Source organism: Curtobacterium sp. Curtsp22 (genome assembly GCF_059492135.1).
Map to the genome: position 1 here is coordinate 2,700,667 of NZ_CP168519.1, position 16,350 is coordinate 2,717,016.

Consider the following 16,350-nt stretch of genomic DNA (forward strand, 5'->3'; position numbering starts at 1 on the left):
CGAAGATGCAGTGTGCCGACGCTCATCGTGACCGCCCACCCCGACCCCGACTCGTTGACCCACCACGTCGCGCAACGACTGCGGGGCGCGTTGCCCGAGGGGACGGCGGAGATCGCCGACCTCGCCGCCGAGGGCTTCGACCCGCGCTTCACCCTCGCCGACCGCCACACCTACCGGACCGGCGAGGACGCCCCGACGGACGTCGTCGCCGAACAGCGGCGCATCGACCGGGCCGCCGACCTCGTCCTGGTGTTCCCCGTCTGGTGGTGGTCGCTGCCGGCGCTGCTGAAGGGGTGGATCGACCGCGTCTTCGTGAACGGGTGGGCGTTCGACGTCGGCGGCGACGAGGGCATGCGCCGGAACCTCGGTCGGCTCACCGTCCACCTCGTGCCCGTCGCCGGGGACGATGCCGGTGTCTACGACCGGCACGGGTACCGCGAGGCGCTGCGGACCCAGATCGAGCACGGCGTCGTCGACTTCTGCGGAGCGCGCCGCGGGGCCACCGTCTTCGTGCACGAGTCCGAACACGAGGACCCGGCGGTCCGCGAACGAGGAGTCGCCGCTGCCGTCGAGGAGGTCCGGCGTGCGGTCGTCCGGGACGACGAGCACTGACCGGGACCGCCGCCAGAGCGGCGCTCGATCGGCATCGAGCAACCGCGCCGCCGCTTACGATGGGACCGTGCTGCTCGCGATCGACACCTCCGCCGGAACCTCGGTCGCTGTCGTCGACCCGGGCAGCGGGCAGGCCCTCGCGACCCGCAGCACCGAGGACAGCCGCCGCCACGCCGAGGTCATCGGCCCGTTCCTCGCCGAGGTCCTCGACGAGGCCGGCATCACCCCCGCCGATGTCTCGGGCGTCGTCGCCGGCATGGGGCCGGGGCCGTTCACCGGCCTCCGCGTCGGCATCGCCGCAGCCCGCACCTTCGCCGCGGCACGCGGCGTCCCCGTCCTCCCGCTGGTCAGCCACGACGCGGTCGCGGACGATCAGGACGGCCCCGGTCCGTTCGTCGTCCTGACGGACGCGCGTCGGCGCGAGGTCTACTGGAGCGCCTACGACCAGACCGGCACGCGCGTCGCGGGTCCCGGACTCGCCAAGCCAGCGGACCTCGACGAGGCGATCCGCGCCTCCTGGCCCGACGCCGTGGGCTGGGACCGCGTGACGGCCCTGTCCATCCCGGCCTGGAGGCTCGGCGCGCTCGCCGCAGACCGGCTCACCTCCGGCGCGCCCTTCGCCGAGGACGCGCCTCTCTACCTCCGCGATCCGGACGTCACGATGCCGGGTGCGCCCAAGCGGGTGAAGCAGTGACGCTGCCCGACGGGCTGCGCCTGCGGCGCGCCCACCCGCAGGACCTCGACGACGTGATGTGGCTGGAGCACGCGTCGTTCCCGACCGATGCCTGGTCGGCGTCGCAGATGTCCGGCGAGCTGTACTCGCCGCACGGGTACTACGTCGTCGTCGAGACGACCGAGGGCGGGGCGCCGACGATCGTCGGGTACGCCGGGCTCTCCTCGTTGGCGGGCAACCCCGTGGCGGACGTCCAGACGATCGCGGTCGCGGCGGACCAGCGGGGGAAGGGCCTCGGTCGGGTGCTCTTCACCGAGCTCCTCGACGAGGCACGGCGGCGTGGCGTGCACGAGGTCTTCCTCGAGGTCCGTGCCGACAACCCCGTGGCCCAGGCGATGTACACGGCGTTCGGGTTCGAGCGGATCGCCGTCCGCCCCCGCTACTACCAGCCCGACGGCGTGGACGCGTGGGTGATGCGGGCGGAGCTCGCGACGGCTCCCGGCGTCGGGCCGTCCGACGTCGGCCCGTCCGGCGTCGGCCCCATCGGACAGGAGGCCCTCGATGGCTGAACCACTCGTGCTCGGCATCGAGACGAGCTGCGACGAGACCGGTGTCGGGATCGTGCGCGGCACCACCCTGCTCGCGAACGTCATCGCGTCGAGCATGGAGGAGCACGCGCGGTACGGCGGCGTCGTCCCCGAGGTCGCCGCACGGGCGCACCTCGAGGCGATGACCCCGACGCTGACTGCTGCGCTCGAACAGGCCGGCGTCACCCTCGACGAGCTCGACGCCGTGGCGGTGACCGCGGGGCCGGGCCTCGCGGGGGCGCTCATGGTCGGGGTCGGTGCCGCGAAGGCCCTCGCGGTGGCGACGGGCAAGCCGCTGTACGGCGTCAACCACCTGGTCGGGCACGTCGGCGCCGACGTCCTCCGGTCGGACGGGTCCGAGATCGACCTGCCGACGGTGGCGCTCCTGGTGTCCGGCGGGCACACGTCGCTGCTGCTCGTGCGGGACCTCGTCGGCGACGTGGAACTGCTCGGCGAGACGATCGACGACGCCGCGGGCGAGGCGTTCGACAAGGTCGCGCGGCTCCTGGGGCTGCCGTACCCCGGCGGTCCGCAGATCGACAAGGCCGCGGCGGACGGCGACCCCACCGCGATCCGTTTCCCCCGCGGCTTGACGCTGCCGAAGGACATGGCCGCGCACCGCTACGACTTCTCGTTCTCCGGACTGAAGACCGCCGTCGCCCGGTGGGTCGAGCGCTGCCGTGACGAGGGGCGCGAAGTCCCCGTGGCCGACGTCGCCGCCAGCTTCCGCGAAGCCGTGGTCGACGTGCTCCTGACGAAGGCGCTGCGCGCGTGCGAGGACACCGGCGTGCACCGGCTCCTGCTCGGCGGCGGCGTCGTGGCGAACGCCCGGCTGCGGGCCGTCGCCGAGGAGCGCTGTGCTGCGGCCGGTGTCGAGCTCCGGATCCCGCCGTTCGACCTCTGCACGGACAACGGGGCGATGATCGCGGCGATCGGCGCCCGGCTCGTCGCCGAGGGGCACGCGCCGAGCGACCTCGGGATCGCGGCGGACTCGACGCTGCCGGTGACGACCGTCCAGGTCTGACGCCCGCGGGCCGACGCCGTTCCGCGTCCGGTCTGCGCCGTGCTCGCGTCCGGCCCGCAGGGGAGTGTCTGTGGGAGGATTCACATGAGGCGCCGACGACCGTGGCGCCGAGAGGGGTGGACGGTGTCCGATCAGAACCAGTGGCCGAAGCCGGGCGAGACGCCGGACGGCACCGCATCGTCGGTGCCGTCGAGTGCGGCCCAGCCCGAGTCCGGGCAGCCGCAGCAGTACGGCGCGTCCGCTCCCGAGGCGCCGGCGGCAGCGCCGAACGACCCGTGGGGGCAGTCCGGACAGCAGGCGCACCCGGGTTACGGCGCCCCGCAGGGTTCGAACCCCTACGCCGCACCGCAGAACCCGTACGCGGCCCCGCAACAGCCGCAGAACCCGTACGCCGCGCAGCAGCCGCAAAACCCCTACGGCGCTCCGCAGCAGCAGAACCCCTACGCCGCGCCGCGAAACCCGTACGCGGCCCCCGGCCAGCAGAACCCGTACGCCGCCCCGGGCCAGCAGAACCCCTACGCGGCCACGGGCTACCAGCCCTACGCACAGCGCCCGAAGACCAACACGCTGGCGATCCTGTCCATCGTGTTCGGCCTCGGGGCCATCCCGCTGTTCTTCATGGCGATCCTGCTCGGTCCCGCCGGCGCGATCCTCGGCCACCTCGCCCTCGGTCGCATCAAGCAGACCGGTGAGAGCGGGCGTGCCCTGGCGCTCACCGGTGTCATCGCCGGCTGGGTGATGACCGGTGTGTGGATCCTCTGGATCATCGGGCTGTTCGCGTTCGCCTCGATGGGGAGCTCGTACTCGAACTACGACGACTACGGGTCCGGCGCCTTCATCGGCTGACCGGGACCCCGGCGACCCGCTCGCACAACGACAGTCACCCCGAACCACGGATCGCCGCGGTTCGGGGTGACTTTCGTTGTGCGCGGCGCGCGCCGCCGCCCCGCGGCCTAGCCGGCCACGTCCCCCAGCCGCTCGCACAGGATCGCGGTGTGCCGTCCCTCCAGGCGGGTGAGCACGAGCGTGACGCGCCCCCGTCCCCGCAACCGCAACCGCTTCCGGAACTGCGCCGGGTCCACGTCGACGCCGCGCTTCTTGATCTCGACGGTCCCGATGTCGTCCGCCGCGAGCCGCGCGGCGAGCTGCTTCACGTCGAGCGGCATCGTGTCGAGCACCCGGAAGCCCTGCGCGAACGGTGTCGTGACGGCCCGGTCCGAGGTGACGTACGCGATGCCGTCGGAGAGCATCCGGCCGTCGAGCGACCGGGCGAGGTCGCCGATGAGCCGCGCACGGATGACCGCCCCGTCGGGCTCGTACAGGTACGCGCCGAGCGCGCCGACCTCGACGTCCGCGGCGTCGGCGTCGCCCGTGAGCTCGGCGATCCCGTGCGCCCCGATGACGGTCGCGGCACGGCGGACACCGGGACGGGCGAGGGGGCCGAACCAGAGGGCGAGCTCGACGACCTCGCGGTCCACGGAGGTCCACTGCGCCTCGGCCGTGTCCGGGATGAGGTCGCGGTCGACGCCCGGCCCGAGCTTCACGCCCGTCGGGGTGGTCGTGGCGGCGGCGAACACGGTGTCGAGCGAGGGGGACCAGTCGTCCGGGTCGGCGAGGCGCTTCGTGTTCGCGTGGCCGGAGGTCCGGCGCGCCGGGTCCATCCAGACCCCGTCGACGCGGGACAGGTCGAACGAAGCGGCGTCGCCGAGCTCCACCCGGGCGGAGTCCCAGAGCGACAGGTTGTGCGTCGCGACGGCCGCGGTGACCTCGTCACGGTCGACCGCGGTGACCTCGAGGTCGAGCGCCGCCATCGCCATCGCGTCCCCGCCGATGCCGCACCCGAGGTCGGCGACCCGGGTGAGCCCCGCGGCGGTGAAGCGTCCGGCGTGCTGCGCGGCGACCTGCAGACGGGTCGCCTGCTCGAGGCCGGCCTCGGTGAAGAGCATGCGGGAGGCGAAGTCGCCGAACTTCCCACGGGCCTTCTGCCGGAGCTTCGCCTGCGTCAGGACCGCCGCGACGAGGCCCGGATCGTGTCCTTCGGAGCGCAGTCGTGAGACGACCCGGACGATCTCACCACCGTCGGACACGGCCGGGGTACGGTCGAGCAGGGCCATCCCCTCGGGGGTCAGCAACTGGGCGAGATCGGCGGCTTCCACCCGACGATCCTCCCAGGTCGCCGAGAGCCCGGTCGGACGTTGGCACTCGGATTGACCGAGTGCCAACGACGCCCTAGAGTTGGGGCGGTTGGCACTCTCCTGTGCGTAGTGCCAACACGGTTTTCATCTGTACCGAGTCAGTACCGAGAAAGAAGAGGTCACCGTGGCCGTCAGCATCAAGCCGCTCGAGGATCGCATCGTCATCCGCCAGGTCGAGGCGGAGCAGACCACCGCTTCCGGTCTGGTCATCCCGGACACCGCGAAGGAGAAGCCCCAGGAGGGCGAGGTCGTCGCCGTGGGCCCGGGTCGTATCGACGACAACGGCAACCGCGTCCCGCTGGACGTCGCCGTGGGTGACAAGGTCATCTACTCGAAGTACGGCGGCACCGAGGTCAAGTACTCGGGCGAGGACCTCCTCGTCCTCTCGGCGCGCGATGTCCTCGCGGTCATCGTGCACTGAGTCCAGTACACATCGCGAACGCCCCGTTCGGCTCCGGCCGGGCGGGGCGTTCTCGCGTTCCGCGCCGGGTCGGCGGGTCCAGGAGGCGCGGCTCGACCCCGCACCGTCGGTGCCCGTTCCTAGGATGGTTCCGTGAGTGAACCGTCCCCGGCGCGCCCGGCCCGCAGCGAGGCATCCGTCGGCGTCGTGCAGGCGATCATCGCGTACGGGCTGTGGGGACTCATGCCGCTGCTCTTCGCGGCGATGGCCCCCGCCGGCGCGTTCGAGATCGTCGCCTGGCGGATCGTCTTCGGGCTGGTGTTCTGCGCGATCGCGATCGCCGTCACCCGCTCCTGGCTCCGGACCCGCACCCTGATGGCCCAGCGTCGGGTGATGCTCGTGATGGGCCTCGCGGCCGTGCTCATCCTGGTGAACTGGACCGTGTACGTCGCGGCGACGACCACGGGCCACACGGTCGAGGCGGCGCTCGGGTACTTCATCAACCCGCTCGTGACGATCGCGCTCGGTGTCGTGGTGCTCCGCGAACGCCTGCGTCCGCTGCAGTGGACCGCCGTCGGCATCAGCATCGTGGCCGTCGTCGTGATCGCGGTGGGCTACGGACAGATGCCGTGGATCTCCCTCGTGCTGGCGTTCTCGTTCGGCCTGTACGGGCTCGTGAAGAAGCGGGTCGGTGGCACGGTGGACGCCCTGAGCGGCCTGACGATCGAGACGGTGTGGCTGCTGCCGATCGCCGTGGTCGCCCTCGTGGTGCTCGGCGCGACCGGCCTCGGCGGCGGGGTGACGTTCACGAGCGAGGGCTGGGTGCACGTCCTCGTGACGGTGCTGACCGGGCCCGCGACGGCCGTGCCGCTGCTGCTGTTCGCGTCGTCCGCCCGTCGGGTGAGTCTGTCCACGCTCGGGCTGACGCAGTACCTCGCGCCGGTGATGCAGCTGCTCGTCGGGGTGGTCGTGCAGCACGAGCCGATGTCGGGTGCCCGGTGGTTCGGCTTCGGGATCGTCTGGCTCGCCCTGGTCATCCTGACGGCCGACTCGTTCCTGGCCGCTCGGGCATCGCGGCGCCGGGCGGTGGCGCCCACCGCGGCCGAGCCGGTCTGACGGGGCCGAGCCGCGCCTCCAGGACCCGTGTCCTGTCCGCCTGCCTGCCCGCCCGCCGGCCCGCCCGTCGGGCCCCGAGTCTCGGCCCGGCGGACAGTTTCGCGCCGTGTCCGCCACGGAACTGTCCGCGCAGCCGAGTCTCGGCCCGCCGCCGCCGGCCCGCCGCCGCCGCCGCACGCGACAGCGCCCCGCGGCCGGGCCGCGAGGCGCTGTCGATCCGGTGCTGCCGACTACTTCTTGACCGAGCCCTGGATCGCGCTCTGGTAGACGGGCTTGTTGTCGCCGTCGAACTTGTAGATGCCGATGTAGGCGCTCGACGGGTCGTTGTTGTCGTCGAACGGACCGATGCCCGACGGACCCGTGTAGTGGATGTCCTCACCCTTGTCGAGCAGGGCGACGCAGTCCTTGAACGTCGAGCACTCCGTGCCGCCGTCGGCACCGGACACCGCGGCCATGTTGGCCTGGATGGTGCCGGAGTCCGTGCCCTTGCCCTTCACCGCGGCCAGCGCGGCGAGGACGGTGGCGTCGTACGACTCGGCCGCGTACGAGTAGTCGGCGAGGTCCTTGCCCGACGACTTCTTGTAGTAGGCGGAGAGCTGGGCCTTGAACTCGTCCTTCGGCGAGGCACCGGGGATGGTGCCCTGCGCGCCGGTGAGCGTGCCCTTGTCGAAGTCCTTCGAGTAGTCCGCGGTGTTGCCGTCGGACATGTAGATCTTCGACATGTCGGCGTCCTGCGACTTCAGCTCCGGGATGATCGACTTCGTCTCGTCGAAGGCCAGGACGACGATGGCGTCCGGCTTCGTGGCGAGTGCCGCGGTCACCTCGGAGGAGAAGGTCGTCTGGCCGGGCGGGAACTCCTGGCCCTTGCCCTTGCCGCCGTAGACGACGGATCCGCCCGAGTCCTCGATCGCCTTCTGCACGGTGTTGCGGAGGCCGGTGCCGTAGGTGTCGTTGAAGACGAGGAACGCGACCTTGGCGTTGCCGTCACCCGTGACGAGCTGGCCCAGCGCCGAACCCTGCACCGAGTCCGGCGGAGCGGTCCGGTAGTAGTACGACGAGTAGCCGGACAGGTCCGAGGCGGTGTTCGCGGGGGAGATCTCCACGATGCAGTTGCTCGTGAGCTGGTCGATGACGTTGAGCGTGACGCTGGAGGACTCGGCGCCGATCGCGACCGGGACCTTCGCGTTCACGAGCTTCGTCGCCGCGGAGCTCGACACCGTCATGTCGTTGCTGTCACCGGAGTCGGTGGCGGGGTCGATGGTGACGTCCTTGTCGAGCACACCGCCGGCCGCGTTGATGTCCTGCACCGCGAGTCCCACACCGGACTCCGCGGGCGGGTTCAGGTAGGCGAGCGAACCGGTGAGCGGGAGGATCGTGCCGATCTTCAGCGCGTCGGTGCCCGGGGTGTCGGGGGCCTTGCAGCTCGCGGCGGGGTCCTTCTTCGCGCCGCCCGACGCGGAGGAGGACGGTGAGGTGCCGCCGCTGGTGGTGGAACAGGCGGCGAGGAGGAGCGCCGCCGCTCCTGCCACTGCCAGTGCCGTGGTGGCACGGGTGGTTCTGATCATCCGTGGAGCCCTTTCTCTGCGCGGAACCTCAGGTCCCGCTGGGGATGTGAGAGAACGTAGGGTCACGGTGTTTCAGCCGCGTGACGGGGCGGTACGCAAAGTGTTTCGTTACCCAGCCGTGACGCGAGGTGTGCGGAAACCCGCGGGTCTCGAGCCGAGTGCCCGGGCGCGGTTGACCGGACCCGCGCAGTCCGGACAGGGACGCCGGCGGCCCGGGTGGGGGCTGGCCGGGGTCAGGCGTCGAGCTCGGCCTGGGACCGGAGGACGCAGAACTCGTTCCCCTCGGGGTCGGCGAACACCACCCAGCCGCCGGTCGCCGTGCGTCGGTCGGCCAGTTCGAGCGCACCGATGCCCCGCAGCCGGACGACTTCTTCGTCGCGGGTCCGGTCGGTCGGCCGCAGGTCGAAGTGGATGCGGTTCTTCACGGCCTTCGCTTCCGGCACCTCGATGAAGAGCACGTGGTGCGACCCGTCGGGAGCGACGATCATGCACTCCTCGTGCCCGGGCGCGTTCGGGTCGTCGGCGACGTCGACGTAGCCGAGGACCTGCTTCCACCACTCGGAGAGCGTGTAGGCGTCACGGCAGTCGATCGAGGTGTGGGACACGGCGCTGACCATGCCGCGACCCTACTGCCGACCGACGACGAACGCCCCCGCTCCGTCCGGGAGCAGGGGCGTTCGAGGGTGCTGGTCGGGTCAGCGGCTGTAGTTCGGCGCCTCGACGACCATCTGCACGTCGTGCGGGTGCGACTCCTTGAGCCCGGCCGGGGTGATCCGGACGAACTTGCCGCGGGCCTTGAGCTCCGGGACGGTCCGGCCGCCGACATAGAACATCGACTGCCGCAGGCCGCCGACGAGCTGGTAGACGACGTTCGCCACCGAGCCGCGGTACGGGACCTGGCCCTCGATGCCCTCCGGCACGAGCTTGTCGTCCGAGGGGACGTCGGCCTGGAAGTAGCGGTCCTTCGAGTACGAGGTCTTCTTGCCACGGGTCTGCAGGGCGCCGAGGGAGCCCATCCCGCGGTAGGCCTTGAACTGCTTGCCGTTGACGAACACCAGGTCGCCGGGCGACTCGTCGGTGCCGGCGAGGAGCGAGCCGAGCATCACGGTGTCGGCACCGGCCACGAGGGCCTTCGCGATGTCGCCCGAGTACTGCAGCCCGCCGTCGGCGATGACCGGCACACCGGCCTCACGCGCGGCGAGGGAGGCCTCGTACACGGCGGTGACCTGCGGGACGCCGACACCAGCCACGACGCGCGTCGTGCAGATCGATCCCGGGCCGACGCCGACCTTGACGGCGTCGACACCCGCGTCGATGAGCGCCTGGGCGCCCTCGCGCGTGGCTGCCTGCCCGCCGATGACGTCCACCGCGGCGAACGCCGGGTCGGCCTTGAGGCGACGGACCATGTCGAGCACGCCGGCGCTGTGGCCGTTGGCGGTGTCGACGACGAGGACGTCCACGCCGGCCTCGCGCAGCGCGGTCGCGCGCTCCCAGGCGTCGCCGAAGAAGCCGATCGCGGCACCGACGCGCAGGCGTCCGGCGTCGTCCTTCGTGGCGTCCGGGTACTTCTCACTCTTGTCGAAGTCCTTGACGGTGATGAGACCGCGGAGCTTGCCGTCCTCGTCGACGAGGGGGAGCTTCTCGATCTTGTGCTCGGCGAAGATCGCGACGGCGTCGTCCGGGTCGATGCCGACCGGGGCCGTGATGAGCGGGGCCTTCGTCATGACGTCGCGCACGAGCGTGGTCTGCTGCTCGAACGGCGCCACGAACCGCATGTCGCGGTTGGTGATGATGCCGACGAGGGTGCCGTCACCCTCGACCACCGGCAGGCCGGAGACGCGGAACTGTCCGCAGAGCGCGTCGACCTCGGCCACGGTGGCGTCCGGGCTGGTGGTCACCGGGTTGGTGATCATGCCCGACTCGCTGCGCTTGACCTTGTCGACCGCGGCCGCCTGGTCGGCGATCGACATGTTGCGGTGCAGGATCCCGATGCCGCCCTGTCGGGCCATGGCGATCGCCATGCGGGCCTCGGTCACGGTGTCCATCGCCGCAGAGAGCAGCGGGACGTTGACCGTGATGCGCTTGGTGAGCCGGGACGCGGTCGACGCCTCGCTCGGGATGACGTCGGTGTACCCCGGCAGGAGCATGACGTCGTCGTACGTGAGTCCGATGAATCCGAACGGATCCGGCTGGTCCATGGGTCCCCTTCGTGGGCGAGGTGAAGTGGTCGAGACACCGGGAACGCTGCGGCGGGTTCCGGATAGACCATGGTAACGCGCAGGCGCGCTTCCGCATTCCGCCCCGTGGACACCCGTGGGCGGCCAGGAGGCGCGGTGCGGCCCCGTCCCGGGACCTCCGTCCGGCCTTCCTCCACAACGTCACAGTTGCGGCACGAATCACACAGGGAACGTGATGGAAACACGGGTGTCACACAATCCCCCTAGCGTCCTCGTCATCCGAACGAGAGGCTCTTCCGTGGGATCCATCACTCCGCCGGGACCTGCACTGCTGCGCAGGTTCCGCCTCCGCCCTGGACGAAAGCGACCGGTCATCATGGCCGTCCTCGTGCTCGCGTTCCTGGCGACCTTCCTGATCGACTGGGCGGTGACGCTGCCGGCGATCGGCGCCACCTCGGCCCCGACCGCGAGCGCATCGGCGTCCGCGAGCACCGCACCCGCCAGCACCCAGCCGTGCACGGTCAGCCCGACGAACGGCTGCATCCAGGGCACGATCACCGACTCGGACCGCGAACCGGTCCCGGGCGTCGACGTCGACGTCGCCGGGCCGGGTGGCTTCGCGCAGACCGCGACGACGTCCGACGCCGGGCGCTGGTCGGTGAGCGTGACCGAGGCGGGCAGCTACACCGTGAGCGTCGACCAGGACACGCTGCCCAAGGGCCAGTACCTGACGAACGCGGCGGACGCGAAGCGCACCGTGTCGGCGAGCCTCAACGCGAACGTCGGGCAGATCTTCCAGCTGTCCGACCAGCAGGGCGTCGTCACGAACGACGACGCGACGAGCGTCACGCCCCAGCGCGCCTGGCAGCAGTTCGCGTCCGGCATCCGGCTCGGGCTCCTCATCGCGCTGGCGTCGGTGGGCCTCTCGCTCATCTACGGCACGACCGGCCTGTCGAGCTTCTCGCACGGGGAGCAGGTCACCCTCGGCGGGTTGCTCGCCTACCTCTTCGCGAACCAGCTCGGGTGGAACATCTGGCTGACGGGGGTGGTGGTCACGCTGCTGTGCGCGGCGACCGGATACCTGCAGGACGCCGGCATCTGGCGGCCGTTGCGGCGCAAGCGCATCAGCCTGACGCAGCTCATGATCGTGACGATCGGGTTGTCGATCGCCGCGCAGTACGCGTTCCAGTACTTCTTCGGCGCCTCGACCGTCCGCATCCAGCAGGGCAACCCCGAGACGGTCCGGTTCGCCGGGGTCACGCTCACGGTGCAGTCGTACGTGGCGATGGGCATCGCGCTCGTCGTCCTCGTCGCGACCGGTCTGTTCCTCGCGAAGACGCGCTTCGGCCGTGCGACCCGTGCGGTGTCGGACAACCCGGCACTGGCCAGCGCGTCCGGCATCGACGTCGACCGGGTGATCCGGTTCGTGTGGACGCTCGCCGCCGGCCTCGCGGGACTGTCGGGCGTGATGCTCGGCCTCGTGCTCAACGGCGTGAACTGGCAGACCGGCCTGCAGCTGCTGCTGCTCATGTTCGCCTCGGTCACGCTCGGTGGCCTCGGGACCGCCTACGGCGCACTCGTCGGCTCGATGATCATCGGCGTCGTCGTGGAGCTCACGAACCTCGTGCTGCCCGGTGACTTCAAGTACGCCACCGCCCTCGTGATCCTCATCCTCATCCTGCTGTTCCGGCCGCAGGGCATCTTCGGCCGCGCCGAGCGGATCGGCTAAGGAGCGCCGCCATGGACTACATCCTCAACCTGCTGTCCTCCCTCACGCAGGAGGCACTCGCCCCGACCACGGCGGCGTTCGCGCTCGCCGCGATCGGCCTCAACGTCCACTTCGGACTCACCGGCCTGGTCAACATGGGCCAGGCGGCGTTCCTGCTGCTCGGCGCCTACGGCTTCGCGATCTCGATCACCAACGGGCTGCCGTTCGTGATGGCCGTCCTGGTCGCGTTGCTCGTGTCGATCGTGTTCGCGATCATCCTCGGCATCCCGACCCTGCGGCTCCGCGGCGACTACCTGGCGATCGTGACGATCTCCGGCGCCGAGATCATCCGCATGGTGGGACGGTCGAGCCTGCTCACCACGACGACCGGTGGCTCGAACGGCATCACCGGGTCGAGCTACCGCGACCCGTTCAACGCGCTCAGCCCGCTCCCCGACGGCACCACCACGATCCTGTGGTTCACGTACTCGAACAACGGCGTCAACGGCTGGTGGATCCGGATCGCGGCGTGGGGGCTCGTCGCCCTGTTCACGCTCGTGCTGTTCCTGCTCATGCGCAGCCCCTGGGGCCGTGTCGTGAAGGCCATCCGCGAGGACGAGGACGCCGTCCGCTCCCTCGGCAAGAACGTCTACTCGTACAAGATGCAGGCGCTCGTGTTCGGCGGTGCGCTCGGGGCCCTGGCCGGGATCATCTACGTCCTGCCGAGTTCGGTGCAACCGGACGCGATGGGCCGCTCGATGACGTTCTTCATCTGGACGGCGCTCATCCTCGGCGGTGCGGCGACGGTGTTCGGACCGGTGCTCGGCGCCGTGCTCTTCTTCGTCGTCCGACTCGCGATCCGCACCCTCGCCGGTGACTTCATCCCGAACTCGATCATGAACGCGCAGCAGGCCGAGCAGTTCTCCTACGTGCTCGTCGGCGTCGCGCTCATGCTCCTCATCGTGTTCCGTCCACAGGGCCTCCTGGGCAACAAGAAGGAGTTGACGTTCAGTGTCTGAGTCGTACGCCCACCCCAAGAACGACCCGATCCTGGTCGTCGACGACGTCACCCGTCGCTTCGGCGGCATGACCGCGGTCGACGTCGACCACCTCGAGGTCCAGCGCGGCTCGATCACCGCCCTCATCGGCCCGAACGGCGCCGGCAAGACGACGTTCTTCAACCTGCTCACCGGGTTCGACAAGCCGAGCCCCGGCGCGACGACCCGGTTCGACGGCAACACCCTGCAGAAGACCAGCGCCACCCACATCGCGAACAAGGGCATGGTCCGCACGTTCCAGCTCACGAAGGCGCTCAGCCGCCTCACCGTGATGCAGAACATGCTCCTCGGCGCCCGCGACCAGCCCGGCGAGAACTTCTTCGTCGGCCTCGTCCCCGCGCTCTGGCGGAAGCGGGAGCGCGAGATCACGGCGAAGGCCGAGGACCTCCTCGCCCGCTTCAAGCTCGACACGAAGGCCGACGACTACGCGGGCTCGCTGTCCGGCGGGCAGCGCAAGCTCCTCGAGATGGCCCGGGCGCTCATGTCCGACCCGACGATGATCATGCTCGACGAGCCGATGGCCGGCGTGAACCCGGCGCTGACCCAGTCGCTGCTCGGGCACATCCAGTCCCTGCGCGACGACGGCATGACCGTGCTCTTCGTCGAGCACGACATGCACATGGTCCGGCACATCTCGGACTGGGTCGTCGTGATGGCCGAGGGCAAGGTCGTCGCCGAGGGCCCGGCCGACACGGTGATGGACGACCGTGCGGTCATCGACGCGTACCTCGGTGCGCACCACGACACCGACCTCGGTGACGACTCGCTCCTCAACGAGGAGACCTACGAGGAACTCGCCGAGGAAGTAGCGGAAGAAGACGAGCAGGAGGCGACCCGATGACCGACGCAAGCGAGCCCACGAACGCGAGCAGCGCCTCCAGTCCGTCGCCGGCGACCGCCGCCCCGGCGGCCACGCTGGAACGCGAGCCCGTGCTCAGCGCGAAGAACCTCGTCGCCGGCTACCTGCCGGGGGTGAACATCCTGAACGGCTGCGACCTCGACTGCTACCCGGGCGAGCTCATCGGCATCATCGGCCCGAACGGCGCCGGCAAGTCGACGCTCCTCAAGGCCCTGTTCGGCCTCGTGTCCATCCGCGAGGGCTCGGTCACCCTGCAGGGCGAGGACATCACCAACCTCAAGGCGAACAAGCTCGTGCAGGCCGGCGTGGGCTTCGTCCCGCAAACGAACAACGTCTTCCCCTCGCTCTCGATCGAGGAGAACCTGCAGATGGGCCTGTACCTGCGGCCCCGGAAGTTCGCCGAGCGGCTCGAGGTCATCTACGACCTGTTCCCCGTCCTGGGCCAGCGGAAGGGCCAGCGCGCCGGATCGCTGTCCGGCGGTGAGCGGCAGTCGGTCGCGATGGCCCGGGCGCTCATGATGGACCCGAAGGTGCTGCTGCTCGACGAACCCTCCGCGGGGCTGTCGCCCGTGCGCCAGGACGAGACGTTCATCCGCACGCGCCGGATCAACAAGGCCGGTGTGTCGATCGTCATGGTGGAGCAGAACGCGCGACGCTGTCTGCAGATCTGCGATCGTGGGTACGTGCTCGACCAGGGGAGGAACGCGTACTCGGGCACCGGGAAGGAGCTCGCCGACGACCCGAAGGTCATCGAGCTGTACCTGGGGACGCTCGCCAAGGACGTCGACTCCGCGCGCTGAGCGAGCGGTGTCGACCGTGGGTGCCGCTGTGGGGGCGGTACCCGCACCGAGTGGGGTCGTGCGTGGACGCTCAGCGCCGCACGGCCCCGCTCCTCATGCGGACCGGTGCGCGGCCCACGTCGCGGGGACGGCGCGTCGCCGGCCAGGAGGCGCGACCCGCCCCGCCGGGTCGCTATCGTCGGTCGCGTGCGGACTCCCGGCCCCCTCGTGCTCGACGCCCTCGTGTGGCTGGTGTTCGCCGTGCTCTTCGTCGGGGCGGCGCTGCTCGTGAAGGTCGCCGCGGCGCTGGTCGGCGTGCTGGTGGTGCTCGCGCTGCTGCTCGGGCTCGTCCTGCGGACGCTCCGCAGGCGCCGCGCACGCCGGACGCGCTGACCTCCGCCGCGCGCCCTGCCCGTCGCGCCCGTGTCACCCGGGGGACACGACCGCTAGGCTTGCCGGGTGAGTGAAGTCGAGATCGGTGCTGGCAAGCGCGGACGTCGGGCGTACGCGTTCGACGACATCGCGGTGGTCCCCTCGCGGCGCACGCGTGACCCGCGTGACGTGAGCGTGCAGTGGTCGATCGACGCGTTCACGTTCGAGTCGCCGATCCTCTCGGCCCCGATGGACTCCGTCGCCTCGCCCGCGACGGTCATCCAGATGGGCCGGCTCGGCATGCTCGGCGTCCTCGACCTCGAGGGCCTCTGGACCCGCTACGAGGACCCGACGCCCTACTTCGACGAGATCAAGGCGCTCACCGACGGCAACGTCACGAAGCGCATGCAGGAGATCTACTCCGAGCCGGTCAAGGCCGAGCTCATCACCGCGCGCCTGGCCGAGATCCGCGCCGCCGGTGTCCCCGTCGCCGGGTCGCTCAGCCCCCAGCGCACGCAAGAGTTCTCGCAGACCGTCGTCGACGCCGGTGTCGACCTGTTCGTCATCCGCGGCACGACGGTCTCGGCCGAGCACGTCTCGCAGAACACCGAGCCGCTCAACCTCAAGAAGTTCATCTACGAGCTCGACGTCCCGGTGATCGTGGGCGGTGCCTCGACCTACACGGCGGCACTGCACCTCATGCGCACCGGTGCCGCTGGTGTGCTCGTCGGCTTCGGCGGCGGCGCGGCATCGACCACGCGGGCCGCCCTCGGCATCCACGCCCCGATGGCCACGGCCGTCGCGGACATCGCCGGCGCTCGCCGTGACTACATGGACGAGTCCGGCGGCCGCTACGTGCACGTCATCGCGGACGGCGGGCTCGACACCGCCGGCGACGTCGTCAAGGCCATCGCGATGGGCGCCGACGCCGTGATGCTCGGCACCGCGCTGGCCCGCGCCACCGAGGCCCCCGGCGGTGGGTTCCACTGGGGTGCCGAGGCGCACCACCCGGAGCTGCCGCGCGGCCGCCGGGTCGAGGTCGGCACGATCGCCCCGCTCGAGAACGTCCTGAACGGCCCCACCCCGACGTGGGACGGCCGCGCGAACATCGTCGGCGCCCTGCGTCGATCGATGGCCACGACCGGATACTCCGACGTCAAGGAGTTCCAGCGAGTAGAAGTGGTCGTGGCGCCGTACCACCGGAACTGACGGTGGCACCCGCACT

At 70.8% G+C, this 16,350-nt stretch carries 17 protein-coding genes; 13 read left to right on the plus strand and 4 right to left on the minus strand.

Going from position 1 to position 16,350, the window contains the following annotated elements; all coding sequences use genetic code 11:
* The first annotated feature begins 12 nt into the window (after positions 1 to 12).
* The 5 genes from ACEN8D_RS13115 (at position 13) to ACEN8D_RS13135 (ending at position 3,742) form a co-directional block, all read left to right on the plus strand.
* A complete protein-coding gene (locus ACEN8D_RS13115) occupies positions 13 to 612 on the plus strand; it encodes an NAD(P)H-dependent oxidoreductase (protein ID WP_413398691.1) in 600 nt (199 codons plus the stop codon).
* Between the two features lie 67 nt (positions 613 to 679).
* On the plus strand, positions 680 to 1,306 hold the full coding sequence (tsaB, locus tag ACEN8D_RS13120) for a tRNA (adenosine(37)-N6)-threonylcarbamoyltransferase complex dimerization subunit type 1 TsaB (RefSeq protein WP_413398692.1): 627 nt from the start codon (positions 680 to 682) through the stop codon (positions 1,304 to 1,306).
* On the plus strand, positions 1,303 to 1,854 hold the full coding sequence (gene rimI / locus ACEN8D_RS13125; protein WP_413398693.1) for a ribosomal protein S18-alanine N-acetyltransferase: 552 nt from the start codon (positions 1,303 to 1,305) through the stop codon (positions 1,852 to 1,854). The genes tsaB and rimI overlap by 4 nt, the downstream gene beginning before the upstream one ends.
* Positions 1,847 to 2,896: a tRNA (adenosine(37)-N6)-threonylcarbamoyltransferase complex transferase subunit TsaD gene (gene tsaD / locus ACEN8D_RS13130; protein WP_413398694.1), complete on the plus strand. Its 1,050-nt coding sequence runs from the start codon at positions 1,847 to 1,849 to the stop codon at positions 2,894 to 2,896. The genes rimI and tsaD overlap by 8 nt, the downstream gene beginning before the upstream one ends.
* 123 nt (positions 2,897 to 3,019) lie before the next feature.
* Positions 3,020 to 3,742 (plus strand): DUF4190 domain-containing protein, encoded by a 723-nt coding sequence (locus tag ACEN8D_RS13135; RefSeq protein ID WP_413398695.1) that lies wholly within the window; start codon positions 3,020 to 3,022, stop codon positions 3,740 to 3,742.
* A 107-nt stretch (positions 3,743 to 3,849) separates the two neighbouring features.
* Here the strand turns inward: ACEN8D_RS13135 and ACEN8D_RS13140 are convergent, their stop codons facing one another.
* A complete protein-coding gene (locus ACEN8D_RS13140; protein ID WP_413398696.1) occupies positions 3,850 to 5,052 on the minus strand; it encodes a class I SAM-dependent methyltransferase in 1,203 nt (400 codons plus the stop codon).
* A 163-nt stretch (positions 5,053 to 5,215) separates the two neighbouring features.
* On the opposite strand from ACEN8D_RS13140, the gene groES reads away from it, so the two are divergent.
* A complete protein-coding gene (gene groES / locus ACEN8D_RS13145) occupies positions 5,216 to 5,512 on the plus strand; it encodes a co-chaperone GroES (protein WP_017885484.1) in 297 nt (98 codons plus the stop codon).
* 132 nt (positions 5,513 to 5,644) lie between these two features.
* Entirely contained in the window at positions 5,645 to 6,607 is a 963-nt protein-coding gene (gene rarD, locus ACEN8D_RS13150) for an EamA family transporter RarD (protein WP_070417709.1), read from the plus strand.
* A gap of 230 nt (positions 6,608 to 6,837) precedes the next feature.
* Here the strand turns inward: rarD and ACEN8D_RS13155 are convergent, their stop codons facing one another.
* The 3 genes from ACEN8D_RS13155 to guaB all read right to left on the minus strand — a co-directional run bounded on the left by ACEN8D_RS13155 (position 6,838) and on the right by guaB (position 10,370).
* Positions 6,838 to 8,172 carry an ABC transporter substrate-binding protein gene (locus ACEN8D_RS13155; protein ID WP_071294794.1) on the minus strand — a complete coding sequence of 445 codons (1,335 nt, stop codon included), beginning with the start codon at positions 8,170 to 8,172 and terminating at the stop codon, positions 6,838 to 6,840.
* Between the two features lie 233 nt (positions 8,173 to 8,405).
* The gene (locus ACEN8D_RS13160) at positions 8,406 to 8,789 is read right to left on the minus strand and encodes a VOC family protein (protein ID WP_261646623.1); all 384 of its coding nucleotides are present in this window, start codon (positions 8,787 to 8,789) and stop codon (positions 8,406 to 8,408) included.
* A gap of 78 nt (positions 8,790 to 8,867) precedes the next feature.
* Positions 8,868 to 10,370, minus strand: a complete 1,503-nt coding sequence (guaB, locus tag ACEN8D_RS13165) for an IMP dehydrogenase (RefSeq protein ID WP_070417711.1) — start codon at positions 10,368 to 10,370, stop codon at positions 8,868 to 8,870.
* A gap of 355 nt (positions 10,371 to 10,725) precedes the next feature.
* Between guaB and ACEN8D_RS13170 the strand changes: the two genes are divergently transcribed.
* The 6 genes from ACEN8D_RS13170 to ACEN8D_RS13195 all read left to right on the plus strand — a co-directional run bounded on the left by ACEN8D_RS13170 (position 10,726) and on the right by ACEN8D_RS13195 (position 16,334).
* Positions 10,726 to 12,078, plus strand: a complete 1,353-nt coding sequence (locus ACEN8D_RS13170; RefSeq protein ID WP_071294793.1) for a branched-chain amino acid ABC transporter permease — start codon at positions 10,726 to 10,728, stop codon at positions 12,076 to 12,078.
* An 11-nt stretch (positions 12,079 to 12,089) separates the two neighbouring features.
* Entirely contained in the window at positions 12,090 to 13,076 is a 987-nt protein-coding gene (locus tag ACEN8D_RS13175) for a branched-chain amino acid ABC transporter permease (RefSeq protein ID WP_070417713.1), read from the plus strand.
* Complete coding sequence (locus ACEN8D_RS13180) at positions 13,069 to 13,956, plus strand: ABC transporter ATP-binding protein (RefSeq protein ID WP_070417714.1); 888 nt, start codon at positions 13,069 to 13,071, stop codon at positions 13,954 to 13,956. Before ACEN8D_RS13175 ends, ACEN8D_RS13180 begins: the two co-directional genes overlap by 8 nt.
* Positions 13,953 to 14,774, plus strand: coding sequence for an ABC transporter ATP-binding protein (locus ACEN8D_RS13185; protein ID WP_309777270.1), 822 nt, complete (start codon positions 13,953 to 13,955; stop codon positions 14,772 to 14,774). The genes ACEN8D_RS13180 and ACEN8D_RS13185 overlap by 4 nt, the downstream gene beginning before the upstream one ends.
* A gap of 186 nt (positions 14,775 to 14,960) precedes the next feature.
* The gene (locus ACEN8D_RS13190; RefSeq protein ID WP_139199221.1) at positions 14,961 to 15,146 is read left to right on the plus strand and encodes a hypothetical protein; all 186 of its coding nucleotides are present in this window, start codon (positions 14,961 to 14,963) and stop codon (positions 15,144 to 15,146) included.
* 66 nt (positions 15,147 to 15,212) lie between these two features.
* Positions 15,213 to 16,334 (plus strand): GuaB3 family IMP dehydrogenase-related protein, encoded by a 1,122-nt coding sequence (locus ACEN8D_RS13195; RefSeq protein ID WP_071294790.1) that lies wholly within the window; start codon positions 15,213 to 15,215, stop codon positions 16,332 to 16,334.
* Positions 16,335 to 16,350: the final 16 nt, after the last annotated feature.